This window comes from Candidatus Woesearchaeota archaeon, assembly GCA_020854775.1.
Taxonomy (GTDB): Archaea; Nanobdellota; Nanobdellia; order Woesearchaeales; family 21-14-0-10-32-9; genus 21-14-0-10-32-9.
Genome location: JAHKLZ010000017.1, coordinates 1 through 19065 on the forward strand (window position 1 = coordinate 1; position 19065 = coordinate 19065).

A 19065-nucleotide genomic window follows, 5' to 3' on the forward strand; every position below is an offset into this window, starting at 1 on the left:
CGAAACATTTATATATTTTGAAATCTACTTTATTAATAGGGATATTAGTTTAGATAAACAAAATAAATTAGATGATTTGTGTACTGACAATAGTTTACAAAGTACAATTTCTCAGGAACAAATTCAAAATCTAATGACTGAAAATTTGTTAGCTATAGATTACGGGTTATATTTCAATAATTTGTTTGATGCTAGAAGAAAACAAGCACTAGATATAATTGTGAGAATGCCTATTGATGCATTTTCCAATGAAGAGTTATCTAAAACTAAGTCTTGGAACAATTTAGAAAAGAATTATGAAGATAAACAAATAAGCGCATCAAAATTAGAAGAAAAACTAAAAAAAATTAAATCTTCTGATTATGAAGCTTTACTTAGAAAAGCCAAAGATCAAAATAAACGTTTAGAAAAATTAAAACATATAGCTGAAAATCTTCATGAAGACATTGAACATTTTTATATTAAAAAATATGTTCAAGAAGGATTAGATCGTACTTTTAATTTAAAAAATATTAACAAGAAAAAAATAGATCTTGTAAGTAAAGTTATTGCTAATCGTGCTAAGATAGATTCTAATGGTGATATCGTTTTGTTTTATGCTATTCAAAAATCTTTAATTAATAATGAAAATGTTAACAAAGATTCATTATTAAAAGAATATTTGAATGCTAGTTTAAACGCGTTATGGGAAGTTCAAACTTTTAAAGGCGAAAGTACTTTGATAAGAGATGTTGTTAATCCTAAAAAATTAATTCGTGTAGATAAGTTTAATCGTGAAACTTTAAAAACTTATTTCGCTATGAGTGCTGTTGTTGCAGAAAAACTGTGTTTGTTAAATTCCATGTCTTATAAGAATCATATTTTTGCGAACAGCATGGAGTCTCTTGAAGCATATCATCCTGGTTCTGATTTGGATTTAAGCCAATTGGAAAAAGCTCTTGATTCTAGTAATTATAGATTAGATGAGGATCGTGGAGAAATAAGAACTGCTATTGATTTTAAAAAAGGAGATAATAAAAGAGAAAGAGCAAAAGTCGGAGTTTCTATTAAAGTTAAAGATGATCAAGTAATTTTAAAATATAGAGCTATAGGTGTTTTTGGTAAAAAAATTGACATAGTTGTAAAGTATGAAAACGGCGAGATTAAAGATTTGCCTCACATAGAATATTCAAATCAAGAAAGACTAAAAGTAGGTCCTGATATTGAATTTAAAACATATGATTGCGGAAACATAAATTTGTTTATTGAAGGCTCAAAACATGATGTTTTATCTGAAAATGATGTTATAAAAAATGATGTTAAAAAAGACAACATGATTAATCCTTTTTTTACAGGTCATTTTTCAGATAGAAAATTAAACTTGGTGGCTATGGGTGGAGAAGGTTTAGCGTGTGCTGATAATTTTATTAGACAACACTATGGAACTATTTTAAATGCTGCTAAAAATTATAACTCTAATTAGTATTATTTGACTTTTTTGTTTAAATTAATTTTATATACTAATTAAGATTTGTTTAGTTATGTTTAAAAAAATTCATATTGTTGGAGGCCCTGGTTCTGGTAAAACAACTCTTTCTTTAACGTTATCTAAAGAATTTGGCTTGCCTGTTTTTGATTTAGATAATTTTTATTGGAAAAGCGATGATTATTCATTCAAAGAAAAAGAAGATTTAATTGTTCGTGATAATAATTTGAAAAAAGTTTTATCTAAAAAGAAGTGGATCACAGAAGGTGTTTATTTTAATTGGGCTTGGCATTGTTTTGAAAAAGCAGAAGTCATTATTTTTTTAGAGCCTGGTTTCTTGGTTTCTTCTTTTAGGATTATTAAACGTTTTTTTATGTGCAAATTAGGTTTTGAAAAAAGAAAAAAGAAAGAATTATGGATTAATTTATTTAGGCTTCTTGTTTGGAATAAAATTTACACGTTTAAACATATTCCTTTGTTAAAAGAAAAAATTAAATCATTAAATAAAAAAGTTATTTATGTTAAGACTTCTAAGACTGACGTTGTTTCTTTATTAAAGTAATTATTTGTTGTAGTTTTTTTTATAAAAAACATTCTTTGTTTCAGATTTGAACCATTTTGTTTCAGGAAGTTTTTTAGGTTGTTAAAAAAAATTCATAAATTAATTATAAAAAACAACATTTTTCCTCGTCAAAAACATTAATAATTACGAAAAATTTATAAATTAAACTGCATTCCTTAATTTAGGTATATGTATACTGGGTGAGAAATCTGAAACCAAAACTATTGAAACAAGACATTTTTTCTAGGACGCTTTCAAATAGGTTCAACAACTACAGATTAAAAACGCATTCCAAAGTGCCTGTTTACAAACCTGTGTATTCGTTGAACTTCGTAGCTGCTTAGAAAATAATAAATCATTTTTTTTCTTTTTCATTAACTAGATTTTAAACTATTTCTTTTGAAACACTTCATTTTTTTCTTTTAATTTTCTGCTTGCTTATTTAATTTATTTAACGACTTCGTCGTGCATTAACAAGAAAATTTCAAAAAATTTTCTTCTCAAAAACTTTATAAATAAAGTGGTGTTCCGCTGTATTACAGCGGGGTGGAGCAGGCAGGAGTGCTCGCAGGGCTCATAACCCTGAGGTCGGAAGTTCAAATCTTTCCCCCGCTACCTTTATTTTCTCGTTTGTGTGTTTTGATTTTGTATTCGTGGTTATGAGTCCTTCGAGTAGAGTTTTTTTCGATTTTTGTTGTTTTTTTATTTTGTTTTTTCGTGTTTTTTTTCGTAATTTTTTTTAATTTTTTATTATTTGTTTATTTTTATGTTATTGAATCTTATTAGTGAAGTTACTGTTCGTGGCGCGATGTTTGAGCACGGATCTTTGATTTTGCTTCGTAGAAAAAACAAGAATAATTTTATTTTTCTTGTGAAGAGATTTGATTCTTTGTTTGAAATTATTGATAAGTATAGGTTTGATTGTTCTGAGATTAAAGATTTAGTTGGTTTTGTTCAGTCTTGTGGGATTTTGTGTGACTTGGTTGAATTTGTTGTTGATGATATTATTTCTAGGAAGGTATTAAATTTGAATTTCTATGAGGTTAAAACAAGGCGTCATGATTCTAAGCGTAAATATTTTGAAACTTGTTTTTCTAATTATGAGTTTATGAAGAATGTTTCTATTCGTGGTTCTGGTGTTTTTTTAGTTGGTATTTTGTTGTTTGAGGCGTGGCGTTTTAGTTTTAATGTTCATGATTATAATGATACTTTTCTTCGTGTTTATGATTCTTCTGAGAATAAAACTGTTTTCTTTTCTCGTAAGCCTATTAAGAAATCATAATTTTTTTTGGTGGGGTTTAAGGTAATATCATTATAGCGATGGTGAAGTATATTATTAGTCCGAGCGCGTCTACTATGGTTGTTATTAGTGGTGAGCTTGCTACTGCGGGGTCTATTCTTAATTTTGATAATATGAATGGTAGCGCTGCGCCTATTAGGTTTGAGACTAGTATTATTGTTAGCATTGCTAGGCCTACTATTAGTCCTATGGTGTATCCTCCTCTGAAGTATCCTATTATGCTTGCTAGTATTCCTAGTGTTAAGCCTAGTATTAGTCCCATCATTATTTCTTTTAGTAGTACTTTGAACCATTCGTTTAGTTTTACGTCTTCTGTTGCTATTGCTCTTATCATTAGTGTTGCGGATTGTGAGCCTATGTTTCCTCCGCTTCCTATTAGTAAGGGTATGAAGAAAGCTAGTGCTATTGCTGAGCTTAATGTGTTTTCAAACATTGCGAGTACGCCTGATGAGAATAAGCTTACAAATACTAGTAGTGATAACCAGAATATTCTTTTATGGTATAGTGTAAATATGCTTGCTTGTTTGTAGCTTGTTTGTAGTGGTGTTACTGCTCCTATTTTTTGTATGTCTTCTGTTGTTTTTTCTTCGGCTACGTCTAGTAAGTCGTCGAATGTTACTATTCCTATTAGTACGCCTTCCGAGTCTATTACTGGGATTGATGATAAGTCATATTTTTGCATTATTTTTACTGCTTCTTCTCTGTCGTCGTGTGCGTTTAGGCTTACAGGGTTGTATTCTAAGAAGTTTTCTATTTTGTCTTCTTCATCTGCTAGTATTATTGTTCTTAGTTTTATGCTGTCTAGTAATCTTTTATTAGAATCTATTATGTATACTCTATTTAGTGTTTCTGAGTCTTTTCCTCTTCGTCTTATTCTTTGTAGTGCTTCTTTTACTGTCATTTCTTTGTATATTGACACGTAGTCAGGTGTCATCATTCTTCCTACGCTTTCTTCAGGGTATCCTAGTAAGCTTTTTGTTTCTTTTAGGTCTTCTGGTCTTAGTAATTTGAAAAGTCTTCTTGTTATTATTCCAGGTAGTTCGTCGAATAGTAATGCTCTGTCGTCAGGACTCATATTCGTTAAGATTTGACTTGCTTCTTTGTTTGTGAAAGCGCTTAATAGTTCTTCTTGGCTTTCTAAGTCCAGGTATGAGAATACATCTCCTGATATTTTTTTTGGTAATGATCTGAATAATAGTATTGAGTCTGATTCTTCTAGTGTTGTTATTAGTTCTGCTATGTCTTGTACTTGCCAATCCGTTATTTTTTCTTTTATTTTTTTTAGGTCTCTTTCTTTTATTGTTTCTATAATTTCTTCTTTGTCGTAGTAAACCATTTTTTTAAGAAATGTTTTTTTATTTATATGTTTAACTTAATATTTTTTTCAGTTACTTTTTTATATCGTTGTTCTTTTCTTTTTTATTATTGGAGGGTGTTTTTGATGAGTGATTTTAAGATTAAAGATATTAATTTAGCTATGCAGGGTAGGAAACAAATTGATCTTGCTGAGAAAGAGATGCCGGGTTTGATGGCTCTTCGTGATAAGTATTCTGGTTCTAAGCCTTTTAAAGGTGCTAAGATTATGGGTAGTCTTCATATGACTGTTGAGACTGCTGTATTAATTGAGACTTTGGTTGCGCTTGGTGCTGAAGTTCGTTGGGTTTCTTGTAATATTTATTCTACGAATGATGAGGCTGCTGCTGCGATTGTTAAATCAGGTGTTAGTGTTTTTGCTTGGAAGGGTGAAACTCTTAAGGATTATTGGTGGTGTACGAAGCAGGCTCTTAATTTTAATGGTGTTGGTCCTGATTTGATTGTGGATGATGGTGGTGATGCTACTCTTATTGTTCATAAAGGTGTTGAAATTGAAAAGAATCCTGTTTTGCTCGAGAAAGATTATAGTGGGGAGGGTGAGGATTTTTATGAGTTAATGTCTTTGCTTAAAGAAACTTATGATGAAGATAAAGGGTTTTGGACAAAAATTTCGAAGAACATCAAGGGTGTTTCTGAGGAAACTACGACTGGTGTTCATAGGCTTTATGAGATGCTTAAGCGTGGTGAATTGTTGTTTCCTGCTATTAACGTGAATGACTCTGTAACTAAGTCCAAGTTTGATAATTTGTATGGTTGTCGTGAGAGTTTAGCTGATGGTATTAAGCGTGCTACGGACGTTATGATTGCGGGCAAGGTTGTTCTTGTTTGTGGTTATGGTGATGTTGGTAAGGGTTGTGCTCAGTCAATGAAGGGTTTTGGTGCTCGTGTCATTGTCACGGAGGTTGATCCTATTTGTGCTTTGCAGGCCGCGATGGAGGGTTTCGAAGTTAAAACCGTTGAGGACGTTATAAGGGATGTGGATATTTTCGTTACGGCTACGGGTAATAGGGATGTTATAACTTTGGAGCATATGAAAAACATGAAGGATAATGCGATTGTTTGTAACATTGGTCATTTTGATAATGAAATCCAAGTTTCAAGGCTTGAAAAAGATAAAGATGTTTTGGAGATGAATATTAAGCCTCAGGTTGATAAGTACACGTTTAAGGATACTGGTAGGAGTATAATTTTGTTGTCTAAGGGTCGTTTAGTAAATCTTGGTAATGCGAATGGTCATCCTAGTTTCGTTATGAGTAATTCTTTTACGAATCAGGTTTTGGCGCAATTGGAATTGTGGCAGAAATCTTATGAATTAGGTGTTTACATGTTACCTAAAGAATTGGATGAGGAGGTTGCGCGTCTTCACATTGCTAAACTTGGTATTAAGCTTACTGAGTTGACGAGTGAGCAAGCGGAGTATTTGAGTATTGAGAAGAATGGTCCGTTTAAGCCTGCTCATTACAGGTACTAATTTTTTTTTTTTTTTAAATATTTTTTTGGGGTGTTGTTGTATGTTTGATGTTGTTTGCATTGGAAATGCTTTGGTTGATATAACTGTTAATGTTGATGATTCTTTTATTGTTGGTGCTGGTTTGAAGAAGGGTTCTATGTCTTTGGTTGATGATGTTTCTCAGAAATTTTTATTATCTTCTATTATGGGTATGCGTTCAACGCTTTCTACTGGTGGTTCTGCTTCTAATGTCGCGTTAGGTGTTGCTTGTCTTGGTGCTAAGAGTTGTTTTATTGGTGGTGTAGGTGTGGATGATAATGGTTCGTTTTTTGAAGACTTTTTAATTAGTAAAGGTGTTATTCCTAGACTTAATAAAGATATTAAATTAAGTACTGGTTCCGCTATTACTTTGATTAGTGAGGATGGTGAGCGTACTTTTTCTACGTATCTTGGCGCTGCTAGTTCTTTATCTGTTGATGATTTATCTGGGTTTCCTGATGCAAATTTTTTGCATGTTGAAGCTTATTTGTTGGAGAATATCGTGGTTAAGGATTTGATTATTGATTTAGTGAATGAAGCTAAGAGTAAAGGTGTTAAGATTTCTTTTGATTTGTCTGATGCTTCTTTGATTCAAAGGATTAAGCCTGTGCTTGTTGAGTTCTTGGATTTGGTTGATGTGGTTTTTGCTAATGAAGCTGAGGCTGAAGCTTTTACTGGTGAAAGTGGTGGGGGCGCCGCGCGGATTCTTAGTAAGGTTTGTGAAATAGCAGTGGTTAAGCTCGGTGAGAAGGGTAGCGTCGTTGTGTCTGGTAAGAACTTAATTGAGGTTCCTGTTGAGGTCGTTGTTCCTGTTAATACTAATGGTGCGGGGGATGCTTACGCTGCGGGTTTCCTTACGGGGTTGTCTAAGAATCTTAGTTTGAGTGATTGCGCGGAGTTAGCTTCTTTTCTTGCTAGGGAAACTGTTTTGGTTGAAGAGGCTTCTGTTCAGGTTTCTTTAAAGAATAAATTAGATGAATTGTTTTAACTTATTTGTTGTTTAAGAAATTAGAATTAAAAAAATAAAAAAATAAAAAAGGTTTGATTTTATTGTTCGGTTAGGAGTTATTGTTTTGGTACTTTTCCTGTTACTGTTCCTCTGTGGATTCTTGTTTGGGTTGTTCCTTGGTTGTAATATTCGAATCCTAGTTCTAAGTCCATTCTTTCTCCTTCTGTTAATTGTCCTGTACAGTCCCATTGTACTAAGAATGGTTCTCCGTTTTGAACTGTTTTCATTTCATCATTTGTTGCTTCACAATCACCTATTCTGTTTGTGGTTATGTTGATTGTGTGTCCTACGTTGTTTATAAACGCTACTTCTATTGTTACGCCATCTTCTAGTACTGCTGCAGTGTCTACGCTTGGTAGTGGTGCTGCGAATGTTGTTCTTTCTGGAGCTAGATTAGCAGGGCTTAATACACCGAAATATGCTAGTGCTGCGATTGCTGCTAGTACTACTAGTATTGCCCAGCCGTATGTCATTAAGAATTCCATGGCTGCTTGTCCTTTTTTATTCATTTTTTTTCACCTCTAAAGTGTTTCTTAGTTTTTTTTTTCTTTGGAAATCGTTATTTTTTTTGGTTTATTCTCTTTTATTGACCAAAGATAGTTGTTTAATGACGCCATTCATATATAAAGATTTCTATTTTTGAGCTTTTTTGTATATTTATATACTATTTACTTTTTTTCTTTTTTTTGGTTTATGTGTGATTGTTTTGTAAAAGTTTATATATGACTAATTTCAATCTAAAAGTAATGTATTTAGTTAAAAAAAGGGGTCAGGTTAGTATTGAGTATCTTGCAATTTTCTCTGTTGCAGCTCTTATGATTATTCCTTTAGTAATTATTTTCGCTTCTCAAACAAATAATATAGAAGCTGATATTGCTTATGCACAAACAGAAAACGCGTTATCTAGAATTATTGATTCTGCTGAAGAAATATATTTTCAAGGACCTCCTGCTAAGAAGACGCTTAGAGTTCAATTTCCTAAAGGAGTGGATGAAGTAATTATTGAACCGAACGCGGTTATTTTTGTACTTAAAACAATTGATGGTACTTTTGAGATTAGAAAGGATACTTCCGCGGTTCTTGAAGGTACTTTAAAAAGTTTTCAAGGTAGTCATTTGATTACATTTCAATCTTTTGAGAACGCGGTTTACATAGAGGATAAATAATTTTTTTTGAGGTGTAATTATGTTTTTTAAAAAAAAAGGGCAAGTGGGTTTAGAATTTGTTTTAGTTACTATGGTTGCTTTTTCTACGCTCATCGTTTTTTCATTAGTTCTTTTTAATATTATGTCTTCTAAGCAAGATGAAAAAAGATTTATTTTAGCTGAGGATTTAGCTTTGAGTATTAAGCAAGAGATTAGTTTTGCTTCTAATGCGGAGAAGGGTTATTCTAGAATTGTTAATTTGCCTAAAAACATTGAAGGTGCGAATTATGAAATAACTTTAGGTGTTACTAGTATAAACACAGGTTATTTTGAATTAGAGATTGATAACTCTGTTTTCTTTGAAATTATTCCTCTTACTTCTGGCACTATTGAACCGGGCAGGATTAAGATTTCTAAGCGAGAAGCTGATGTTTTTGTGGAGGTGCTTCCTTGAATTCTAAAGCTCAAACGTGGATTTTTGATTTCATTGTGGGTTTCTTGATGTTTGTTTTTTTATTATTTTTATCTGTTAATTTGTTGAAGTCTGTTGATGCTAAGTCTAGTTACGAAGTTATTAATAGAGAGGTTGATTTTGTTTCTGTTGCTTTGATGTCTCCTGGTTTCCCTGAGTATTGGAATTCTTCTTCTGTTGTTGTTCCAGGTTTATTATCTAATAACGAAGTTGATATGGCTAAGCTTCAATTATTTGATTCGTTTAGTTATACGCGTTCTAAGGCTTTGTTAAGAGTTACTGGTGAATATTGGTTTTATTTTAAGAATGCTTCTGGCATAATAGAAGTTAATGGGAAATGCGTTAGAGGTTTTGATTTTGAAGGTTGTGAAATTCCTGAAGTAACTGCTAGGCATTCTGATCGTGCTTGGACTGAACGTATTGTTCTTCTTGATTCTCAAATTGTTAGTTTAGTGGTGGTGGGTTGGAGATGAATAAAAAAGCTATTTATTATACTATTGACGCGATTCTCGCAGGTGTATTAGTTACTGGCGCGTTAGCACTTATCATTGTTAATCCTTTTTATGATTCTTCTTATGCTTCTAAGAATTATTTAAGTCAGGACTTGCTGAATGCTTTGTCTACTTTGAAAATTTCTGATCTGAATGATTCTTTTATTACTTCTGAGATTAATAGTGCGGAGATTGACGATCCTAATATTAGTGTTTTGGAGCAGATCGGGAAATATTGGGCTCTTGATTATGGTTTTAAAGCAGAGTATTTATCAGAATTAGTTTTAGATTCGCTTAATCTTTCTAGGAAAAGAATTACTTTGAAAATGGGTAATGATAACATACTTTATTTTGGTCAGGGTAGAAGTGGTGATATATCTGTGTCTAGGCGCATGATCGCGGGTATTGATAAGGGTAAGCCTTTGGCGGGTACTAGTGCTTCTGCTTATTTGAGGCGTATTCGTGATAAGAGAACTAGTTCTTATCATTATTTTGGTGGTTTTATTGGTCAGGGTACTATTAGTTTTTTTATTGATGATTTGCCTGATGATTTGAACGCGTCGGGTATTTCTAGGGTTGATAATATTTATTTAGAGGGTGATTTTCAAGGGGATTTCTTGCTTTATGTTAACAACGTTCTTTGTGAGCGAGAACCAGGGAATTCTAGTTTTGTTACTAGTAATGATTTGTTTGTTGATTCTTGGGATTTACCTCATTGTTCTAACTTAATTATTAGTGATAGAAATAATTTTACTATTAATTTTTTAGATGGTATTAATAGGGCTTCGGTTTCGGGAGGATTTTTAAGAATTGATTATAGAACGGATGAGTTGCAACAACCTATTAATTATGGGGTTGATAATTATTATTTTCATGGAGTGGATGGTGTTGCGAATATTTATGATTCTTTTTTTATTCCTGGTACTTTGGAGGAGATGAATATATTCTTGCATTTTGAAACTGATCAAACAGCGTACATTAGTATTGGTGAGCGTATCTTAGTTATGAATACGGGTGATGATTTTGATATTCTTAATAATGTTACTTATGAGAAAGATAATGATGTTTTCAAAGTGTGGATTGATAATGATTTTTTGCTTAATGGAGCGAATTTTGATTATGAACAATTAAGTGTTAATACTGTTCCTTTGCGTTTCGCTGCATACGAAGTTACTAGTGAAATATTTGAAGGTGGTAATGCTGACGTAATCGTGATAACTGATTTTAGTGGTAGTATGATGAAGTCTGTTAGTGATTGGAATGATCAAGGATTTGGTGTTCCTAATTGTGACACGGTGCTTCAATCTGATAGGGCTAGGAAGACTCATCTTGCTCGTTGTTTAGCTGCTAACTTAGTTGATGTCGTTATGAATTATACTGGGAACAGGGTTTGGCCTGTTTTTTTTCATGATAATAAGATTTCTTGGTATAATAATCCTGATGATAAAACTGCTGTTAGGAGTTACATTCTGGGTTTTGGTCCTCAAGGAAAAGGTGAAACTTGTATTGCTTGCGCGGTTAATAAAGCTTATGAGATTCTTAACGAGTATGGTTCTGATGATAGGCCTAAGTTCGTTGTTTTGATGAGTGATGGTGCGCCTACTCATTGCGCGCAAGGTTCTTGTAGTAGTATTTCTAGTACTTATGGCGCGATGCAGTGTGTTGGTTATTGTGATACTTCTGGTATGAGTGGTTGTAAGGATAATGAAATGGTTGGTTGCGAGGAAAATGATACTCGTTGTGTTTTAGCTGAGGATAACACTGTTTTTTCTACTGAGCGTCTTGTTAGTAATCTTAGTGCGACTGTTTTTACTATTGGTTTTGGTTTAATTGATGAATGTGATCGTGCTCATGATCTTCTTCAAGAATTAGCTGTGATTGGTAATGGGACTTATCAGCATAGTAGTAATACTTCTGAATTAATTGAGATTTATGAAAATATTTCTTATGAGATTCTTACTAGGATTGATCAGGTTAATCAAACAGTTTCTGTTCAGGGAGATGTTACTTTATCTACTTTGTTTGGTGATTCACATATTAATTTTACTTATGATCCTTTGATTAGTCCGCCTAATCCTGGAAAAATAAGTATTGTTTTTGAAGAGGATCTTAGTAATTCTAGTTGTACTAGTTCAATTAACTTATATCCTAATCTTGAAATTGTTAAAGCAGAAGTTACGAGTTATTCTGGTCCTCATTGGACTGATCAAGTAGTTGTTAATGGTGTTACTGCTTTTAATTTATCTGATTATTTTGTTCCTTATGTTCGTTTAGGAGATCCTTTCTCTGTTAGGTTGCCTGTTAATTTATTAACTGGTGGTTCTAATGTTATAACTGTTGAAACAGGTGATTCTCCAGATAATAGAACTGGGTGTAGTGTTTATAATAAATTAGTTTATACTGCTTTGTTGCCTGCAGTCACTGATAGAACTGATTCTTTGGAGTTCGCAGAGGGTTGTACTTGGTTCGTTGAAACAATTACTGGTTCTGTTCTTGAAATGAAGATTCCTGAAGATTATTCTGGTAGTAAGATTTGTTATTATAATTCTTCTTTTAGTTATGGAGATTATAATTCTAGGGATGCTTATGATTCTGCTATGTTTAATTTGATGCGTCAGTTAGATCCTTTGAATCAAGGTAAAATCATTGTTGATCTTGATGCTTCTGATTTAGAGATTCGTTTAACCGTTGTGGGTAGTATTCCTTACATGTGGGGTCCTACTATTGCTGAAGTAGAGGTGGTTTCGTGAATAAGAGAGGATTCATATTCGTGATTTCGTCTGTTATTATAATAGCTGTTTTGTTGCTTGTTTTTTTAACTTTTGATCAGTATTCTTATTCTGATAAATCTTTTGCTGATCAGCGTAGATTAGATTTTGGTAATGATTTCGTTAGGGGTTTTAATCAGGATTTGGAGCGGGCTATTCGTATTGCTTCTTTTAGGTCTTTGATTGCTTTAGAAGAGTATATTGCTATTTCTGGTCAGTTTCTTAATAATACTGAGGCTCAATTCGCTGAGACTGTTTATAATGGGACTATTAATGGTGTTCCTGCCATAATCATGACTAATTCTAGTATCGTTGAGTATCTTAACAGGATTAATGTTATTGGTCAAAGGTTTGGTTTAGAGGTTTCTGTTAGCGTGGATGAAATATTGTTGTCGCAGTCTAATCCTTGGTATGTTAACGTTGTTGTTGTGGCTAATGTTTCTGTTTTTGATGTTTCTGGTTTTGCTTCTTGGACTTTTTCTGAGGCTTATAAATCAGAGGTGCCTATTGCGAATCTTAGAGATCCTTTGTACGCTGTTCATACTCAGAACCGATTTTATAATACTATTAGGCAGTATTCTGGTGATTTAAGTATGGGTGATCCTGTTTCTAACATTGAGACTTTAATGGGTGGTTCTCTTTATGTTGCTTCTGAGTTCGCGCCTAGTTTTATTCAGAGGTTTAGTAATAATGTTTCTCCTAGTCCTGCGGGTATTGAGAGCTTGGTTAATATCATGTTGATTTCTGATCAGGACATCCCTGTTTATGCTAACAGAGTCAAAATTGATTATATTTATTTTAATAATTTAGCATCTGATAAGCGTTGTGATTTTGATGGTGTTAATCCTGATTATAAATTAGTCTTGCCTAGTAACAGATTATCAATGTATTATGTTGATGGTTTAAATCCATCAAGTAGTTGTCCTTAAATTAAGGTTATTTACTTCGCAGAATTAAAATTGTTGTTTGGTTCTGCGAAAACTATTTAAGCAATGACGTTCCTTATTTTTTTGTTGAGGGTGTCTTCATTTAAAAAAGAGGTTTTTAATGAAAAGAATTAAGACTGGCGCGGATAGTTTGATAGAGTTAATTCAAGAATCTAAGAAGATTAGTTTGGATGACGCGGCTAAAGCGCTTGGTGTAAGCAAGGATTTGGTTCAGGAGTGGGCTGAGTTTCTTGAGAAAGAGAAGCTTATTAGTATTGATTATTCTTTTTCTAAAGTTTTTTTTACTGAACGTAAATTTTCTTCTTCTGAAATTAAGGATTCTGCTAAGGAATTTGTTTTTGAAAAAGATGCTTTTGTTAGGAAAGTTGAGTATGCTTTGGCTTCTCTTGAGAAGGAATCTGTTAATTTTTCTCAGATTAAGAAGAAGTTTAACAGTATTCATGGCGAGGTTAAAGATGAGATTAAAACTGTGGAGCGTGAACTCGTTGAGTTAGAGAAGTATAATAAGTTGAAGAGTGATGTTGATAAGGAGATTGAGGATCAGAAAAAGAAGTATTTGTTAGAGGTTGATGAGTTAACTAAGGATATTAAGAAGAAAGAGGCTGAGTTTGTTAGTTTGTATGCTAAGATATCTAAAGAAAAAGAAGGTATCGCGGTTCATAAGAATAGATTGTTGTCTCTTCATAAAGCTCAGAAAGAAATTACTGATTCTATTAGTTCTGCTAATGCTGTTTTGGTTAAGTTAAAAGAGGATTTGAGTCATGAAGAGTCTGAGATGAATAAGAAATTAAAGTCTTTTGATAAATTAATGGATGAGTTTGAGGTTTTTGGTAAAAAAGTTATTGATGAAAAAGAAAGAAAGATTTCTGGTTTGACTAACGCGTTGAATAAGGAATCTGGTAAGTTGTCTGCTCGTCAAGATGTTTTGTTAAAAGATGCGAAGGCTAAGATTGCTAAGTTGCAGAGTTTGGGTGATCTTGGTAAAAAAATTAAAGGTAGCTTTGAAGGTTTCTTTAGTAAGACTTTAAGAATTTCTAAGAAGATCGAGGAGATTGATGTTGAGAAGTCTGCTTTGGAGAAGAATCTTTTGAATATTAGGGATAAGGCTAAGGCTTTGAGTATTATGAGTAATAATGCTTCTTTGAAGAAGCAAGCTCAGGAAGTTGAGGCTGAGATTAAGAAGCAGGAAGAGTCTAAGAAGAAGCTTCTTGGTAAGATGAAGTCTTTGTTGGATGATTTGAGGTTGTGATTGTTATGGTGAAAAAAAAGGTTGTTAAGAAGAAAAATATTAAGAGTTCTAAGGTTGTTAAAAAAAGTGTTTCTTCTAAGAAGCCTAAGTCTTCTAAAGGTGTTGTTTCTAAAAAGGTTAAGGTTGTTAAGAAATCTAAGAAGGGTGTTGTTGGTAAATCTAGGAAATTATCTTCTGTTGTTAAGGATTCTTCTAAGAAGGATTCTGTTTCGTCTAAGGTTATTGATTCTTATCAGTACTTAGCAGAGGGTATTACTATTAACGTGGTTGTTGATAAGAAGGATGGTGACTTTGTTCCTATTTATAATTTGGAGATTTCCGCGATTAGTCCTACTACTGAAGTTATTCTTGAAGGGGTTCGTCAGGAACTTATTAGGCGTGTGAATCTTGGTATTGCGGAAATTAATGATTATAAGCATGCTAATCTCGTTGAGGAGAAGTTTGAGCACATGATTTTGGTTCTTATTAAGAAATATTTTCCTGAGAGTGATGAGGAGACTGAGAAGTTTTTATCTACTTATTTGAAGATGAAGAGTCTTGGTCTTGGTAATTTGGAACTGTTAATGGCTGATGAGTTGTTAGAGGAAATTGTTATTAATCAAGGTTCTGAGCCTGTTTGGGTTTATCATAAGAAGCATGGTTGGCTTAAAACAACTGTTTTGTTAAAGGATGAGGAGCAAATTAAGCATTATGCTAGCATCATTGGTAGAAAGGTTGGTCGTCAAATCACTGTTTTAAATCCTTTATTGGATGCTCATCTTGATAAGGGGGATAGGGTTAATGCTACTCTTTATCCTGTTAGTACTGAGGGTAATACTATCACGATTCGTAAGTTTAGTAAGGATCCTTGGACTATTACTAAGTTTTTGAAGATGAACACTATTTCTTTTAAGGCTGCTGCTATTATTTGGACGGCGATTCAATATGAGATGTCTGCTATCATAGCAGGAGGTACAGCGTCTGGTAAGACTTCTGCTCTTAGTGTTTTTGCTTGTTTTTTTCCACCTAATCAACGTATTATTAGTATTGAGGATACACGTGAAATTCAACTTCCTAAATTCTTGCATTGGGTTCCTTTGAATACAGTTATTGCTAATCCTGAGGGTAAAGGTGAGATTACTATGCAGGATTTATTAGTTAATTCTTTAAGGATGCGTCCTGATCGTATCCTTGTGGGTGAGGTTCGTCGTAGTAAGGAAACTGACACTTTGTTTGAAGCTATTCACACGGGGCATTCTGCTTATGCTACTTTTCACGCTAATAATGCTAAGGAAACCGTTGAGCGTTTAACTAATTCTCCTCTTAATGTTCCTAAGATTATGTTGCCTGCTATTTCTTTGATTATTGTTCAGTTTCGTAATCGTAGAACTGGTAAGCGTAGGACTTTTCAGATTTCTGAGATTACTTCTGATGGGGATGCTAATGTTATTATGCAGTATGATCCTAAGAAAGATGTTTTAGTTGAAGCTAATAAGTCTGTTTCTTTCTTGGCGAATCTTAAGCTTTTTACGGGTTTGACTGATAAAGAATTTAATAAAGATATTGAGGAAAAAATTAAGGTTTTGAAGTACTTGGTTAATAATGATATTGATACTGTCGATGGTGTTGGTAGAATAATGGCTGAGTATTATACTGCTAAGGACAATCTTATGAAGTACGTTAGTAAGAATAAGTTGTTTGAAGATGAATAATCTTTTTTTGTTGAGGGTTGATGTATGGAAAAATTGTATAAATTGCTTGCGAGAAGGAATCCTGGGTTGAAGACTAAGCTCGTTCAGGCAGGTATTCAAGATAGCGCAGAGGATTATGTTAAGAAAACTATTTTTAATTCTTTGCTTCTTTCTAGTGGTTTAGCGTTTATCACGTTCATGTTTTTGTTGTCTCCTGTTGTTTTTTTGATTGTTCCTTTTTTTGCTTTTTTGTTTTATTTTTATTTTCTTGGCTACGTCGATGTTAAGATTGAACAGATTAAGAAAGATATTGATCGTGAAATTGTTTATGCGGGTCGTTTCTTGATTATTGAGATTGAGTCAGGTGTTCCTTTGTATGACGCGATTTATAACATTGAGAAAAATTATAAGGTTATTGGTACTTATTTTGGGGATATTGTTAATAAGGTTTATCTTGGTACTAGTTTGGAGGATGCTCTTAACGAAACTATGATTACTACTCCATCTAATAATCTTAGGAAGATTCTTTGGCAAATTCTTAATTCCATAAAGACAGGAGGGGATATAGGTGTGAGTCTTAACGCGGTTATTGATCAAATAATGAAGGAGCAAAAGATTAGTGTTCAGGATTATGGTAAGAAGCTTAATCCTTTGGCTATGTTTTACATGATGATCGCTATTATTATTCCATCTCTTGGAGTTACTATGATTGTTGTTCTTGCTACTTTTCTTGGTTTGCAAGTAGGTTTACCTTTTTTGTTAGTGATTGCGGGTTTCCTTGGTTTTATTCAATTCATGTTCCTTAGTATTATTAAATCTGCGAGGCCTAGTATTAGTGCGTAGGTGTTTTTAATGGTTAAAAAAAAGTCACGTAAAAAAATTAAGAAGGTTTCTTCTAGAAGTGATGTTTCAAAATTAGGAAATAGTCGCGTAGTTGATACAGAAATTAATAAGATGTCTGAAACTAAAAAAGATGAGGGTTCTGATTCTGGTGATGTTAAGAGTTCTAAGAAAATTAAGAGTAAATTTGATAAGAAAGAAAATAAGAAGAGATCTATTAGACAAATTTTTTCTGAGTTCTTAGTTAAAGCAGGTTCTGAATCTTCTCCTTATCAAGTTAATAGGTTAGTAATTATTTTTTCTTTAATTTTTTGTGGTTTGTTAAGTGTTGCTTTAATCATTACAGGTATTGTTCTTGGTTCTTGGTTTAGTCATTTATTATTGGTTTTATTATCTATTTGGACTGTTATTTTAATAGGTGTTTATTTGATTTCTTTGTTATTTGTTTTTTTTTATTTTGATTATAAAATTTATCAAAGAACTAAGGAAATAGAGGATGTTCTTCCTGAATTTTTGCAATTGACTTCTGCTAATATTAGTGCGGGTATGACTATTGATAGGGCTTTGTGGTTCGCTGTGCGTCCTAAATTTGGTGTTTTAGCTAAGGAGATTGAAGAAGTTGCTAAGTTCACTATCGCAGGTGATGATTTAGAAAAGGCATTATTGGATTTTGCTAACAAGTATGATTCTGATTCTCTTAAGGAAGCTATGAATCTTTTGATTGAGGGTATGCGTGCTGGTGGTGAAATTGGTTATTTGTTGAATCAGATTTCTTCTAACATGCAAGATATAAGGTTGATGAAACAAGAAATTAGTTCTAGTGTTACTACGTACGTTATTTTTATTACTGTTGCTGCAATAATCGGTGCTCCTCTTCTTCTTGCTTTGAGCGGACAATTACTAGTTATTATTTCTTCTCTTACTACTGGTTTGGATACTGGTGGTTCTTCTAGTAGTTTTTTTTCTCTTGATTTATCAGGGGATAGTATTTCGTTAGAGGATTTTCGTATTTTTTCTTTGGTGATGTTATTCTTTTCTTCTTTCTTTTCTTCTTTAATAATAGGTGTTATTAGGAAGGGTTCGCCTAAAGAAGGATTAAAGTTTATTCCTGCTTATTTAGCAGTGTCTTATGTGTTGTATTTCGCCGCAGCTATATTATTTAGTTTGTTGCTAGGGGGTTTATTCTAATTTTTTTTCTTTTTTTTTCTTAGAAATATATTTATATTGGTTTGTTTTTCTTTTCTTTGTTTTAGAAAAAGAGGTTTGTTTTTATGAAAATAGTTTTTTTTGATTTGGAAGAATGGGAAATTGATTATTTGAAAGAAAAAATAGTTAATCATGATGTTAAGTATTTTAGTGAAGAGATGAAAAATGTTCCTTTAGATGAATATAAAGATGCTGATGTTATAGGTGTGTTTGTGTTTTCTCCTGTTTCTAAAGAAATTCTTAATAATATGCCTAATCTTAAATTAGTTCTTACTCTTAGTACTGGTTTTGATCACATAGATTTAGATGAGTGTAAGCGTAGAAACATAAAAGTGTGTAATGTTCCAGCTTATGGTGAAAACACTGTGGCTGAGCACGCGTTTGGTTTAATTCTTAATTTATCTAGGAATATTCATAAAGCTTATATTAGGACGTCCCAAGAAAATTTTTCTTTTGAGGGCTTGATAGGATTTGATCTTAAAAATAAAACTCTTGGGGTTCTTGGCACAGGCAAAATTGGTAGGAACTTGATTCGTATGGCTAAAGGGTTTGAGATGAATGTTGTTGCTTATGATCCTTTCCCTAATAATGATTTAGTAGCTAATTTAGGTTTTAGTTATGTTTCTATGGATGAATTATTGGCTTCTTCTGATGTTATTTCTATTCATGTTCCTCTTAATAAAGGCACGTTTCATTTGATTAATGAGTCCGCGATTAATAAAATGAAAAAAGGCGTTTTGATTATTAATACTGCGCGTGGAAGTATTATTGATACTCGCGCGTTGATTAAAGGGTTAGAATCAGGAATCATTGGTGGTGCGGGTCTTGATGTTCTTGAAGGTGAATTGTTAATTAAGGATGAAAAAGAAATGACTCATTCACTTAATAACTTGCCTAGGGAGCAAATGCGTTTATTATTAGAGAATCATGCTTTGATGAAGATGCATAATGTCATTGTTACGCCTCATTTGGCTTTTTATAGCAAGGAAGGTTTGATAAGAATTCTTAATACTACGCTTGAAAACTTGTTTGATTTTTTGGAGAATAGAGAATTTAATAATTTAATTAATTAGTTTTT

17 protein-coding genes and 1 tRNA gene are annotated in these 19065 nt (G+C 32.8%); 16 read left to right on the forward strand and 2 right to left on the reverse strand.

Translation table 11 applies throughout. From position 1 onward, the window contains the following. From KO361_03250 to KO361_03265, 4 genes are all read left to right on the forward strand, one after another. On the forward strand, nt 1–1462 hold a 1462-nt coding region (locus KO361_03250; GenBank protein MCC7574585.1), incomplete at its 5' end, for a hypothetical protein. 58 nt (nt 1463–1520) lie between these two features. Then, the gene (locus tag KO361_03255; GenBank protein MCC7574586.1) at nt 1521–2027 is read left to right on the forward strand and encodes a hypothetical protein; all 507 of its coding nucleotides are present in this window, start codon (nt 1521–1523) and stop codon (nt 2025–2027) included. A 540-nt stretch (nt 2028–2567) separates the two neighbouring features. Beyond that, nucleotides 2568–2642, forward strand: a tRNA-Met gene (locus KO361_03260). Nucleotides 2643–2793: 151 nt separating this feature from the next. Next, nucleotides 2794–3309, forward strand: coding sequence for a hypothetical protein (locus tag KO361_03265; protein MCC7574587.1), 516 nt, complete (start codon nt 2794–2796; stop codon nt 3307–3309). Between the two features lie 16 nt (nt 3310–3325). On the opposite strand, the gene mgtE is transcribed toward KO361_03265, so the two are convergent. Continuing rightward, the gene (mgtE, locus tag KO361_03270; GenBank protein ID MCC7574588.1) at nt 3326–4663 is read right to left on the reverse strand and encodes a magnesium transporter; all 1338 of its coding nucleotides are present in this window, start codon (nt 4661–4663) and stop codon (nt 3326–3328) included. Between the two features lie 105 nt (nt 4664–4768). On the opposite strand from mgtE, the gene ahcY reads away from it, so the two are divergent. Then, on the forward strand, nt 4769–6172 hold the full coding sequence (ahcY, locus tag KO361_03275) for an adenosylhomocysteinase (GenBank protein ID MCC7574589.1): 1404 nt from the start codon (nt 4769–4771) through the stop codon (nt 6170–6172). A 40-nt stretch (nt 6173–6212) separates the two neighbouring features. Then, entirely contained in the window at nt 6213–7178 is a 966-nt protein-coding gene (locus KO361_03280; protein ID MCC7574590.1) for an adenosine kinase, read from the forward strand. A 77-nt stretch (nt 7179–7255) separates the two neighbouring features. Here KO361_03280 and KO361_03285 read toward each other — a convergent pair whose 3' ends face one another. Then, a complete protein-coding gene (locus KO361_03285) occupies nt 7256–7708 on the reverse strand; it encodes a hypothetical protein (GenBank protein ID MCC7574591.1) in 453 nt (150 codons plus the stop codon). 213 nt (nt 7709–7921) lie between these two features. Between KO361_03285 and KO361_03290 the strand changes: the two genes are divergently transcribed. From KO361_03290 to KO361_03335, 10 genes are all read left to right on the forward strand, one after another. After that, nucleotides 7922–8365: a hypothetical protein gene (locus KO361_03290; protein MCC7574592.1), complete on the forward strand. Its 444-nt coding sequence runs from the start codon at nt 7922–7924 to the stop codon at nt 8363–8365. 19 nt (nt 8366–8384) lie between these two features. Further along, nucleotides 8385–8798: a hypothetical protein gene (locus KO361_03295; GenBank protein MCC7574593.1), complete on the forward strand. Its 414-nt coding sequence runs from the start codon at nt 8385–8387 to the stop codon at nt 8796–8798. Continuing rightward, a complete protein-coding gene (locus KO361_03300; GenBank protein ID MCC7574594.1) occupies nt 8795–9289 on the forward strand; it encodes a hypothetical protein in 495 nt (164 codons plus the stop codon). Before KO361_03295 ends, KO361_03300 begins: the two co-directional genes overlap by 4 nt. Next, complete coding sequence (locus KO361_03305; protein MCC7574595.1) at nt 9286–12057, forward strand: VWA domain-containing protein; 2772 nt, start codon at nt 9286–9288, stop codon at nt 12055–12057. Before KO361_03300 ends, KO361_03305 begins: the two co-directional genes overlap by 4 nt. After that, the gene (locus tag KO361_03310) at nt 12054–13004 is read left to right on the forward strand and encodes a hypothetical protein (protein MCC7574596.1); all 951 of its coding nucleotides are present in this window, start codon (nt 12054–12056) and stop codon (nt 13002–13004) included. Before KO361_03305 ends, KO361_03310 begins: the two co-directional genes overlap by 4 nt. Before the next feature lie 118 nt (nt 13005–13122). Continuing rightward, on the forward strand, nt 13123–14271 hold the full coding sequence (locus KO361_03315) for a hypothetical protein (GenBank protein MCC7574597.1): 1149 nt from the start codon (nt 13123–13125) through the stop codon (nt 14269–14271). Between the two features lie 5 nt (nt 14272–14276). Further along, complete coding sequence (tadA, locus tag KO361_03320; protein MCC7574598.1) at nt 14277–15962, forward strand: Flp pilus assembly complex ATPase component TadA; 1686 nt, start codon at nt 14277–14279, stop codon at nt 15960–15962. A 24-nt stretch (nt 15963–15986) separates the two neighbouring features. Further along, complete coding sequence (locus KO361_03325) at nt 15987–16784, forward strand: type II secretion system F family protein (protein MCC7574599.1); 798 nt, start codon at nt 15987–15989, stop codon at nt 16782–16784. Nucleotides 16785–16793: 9 nt separating this feature from the next. After that, a complete protein-coding gene (locus KO361_03330) occupies nt 16794–17969 on the forward strand; it encodes a type II secretion system F family protein (protein ID MCC7574600.1) in 1176 nt (391 codons plus the stop codon). An 83-nt stretch (nt 17970–18052) separates the two neighbouring features. Beyond that, nucleotides 18053–19060: a hydroxyacid dehydrogenase gene (locus tag KO361_03335; GenBank protein ID MCC7574601.1), complete on the forward strand. Its 1008-nt coding sequence runs from the start codon at nt 18053–18055 to the stop codon at nt 19058–19060. Nucleotides 19061–19065: the final 5 nt, after the last annotated feature.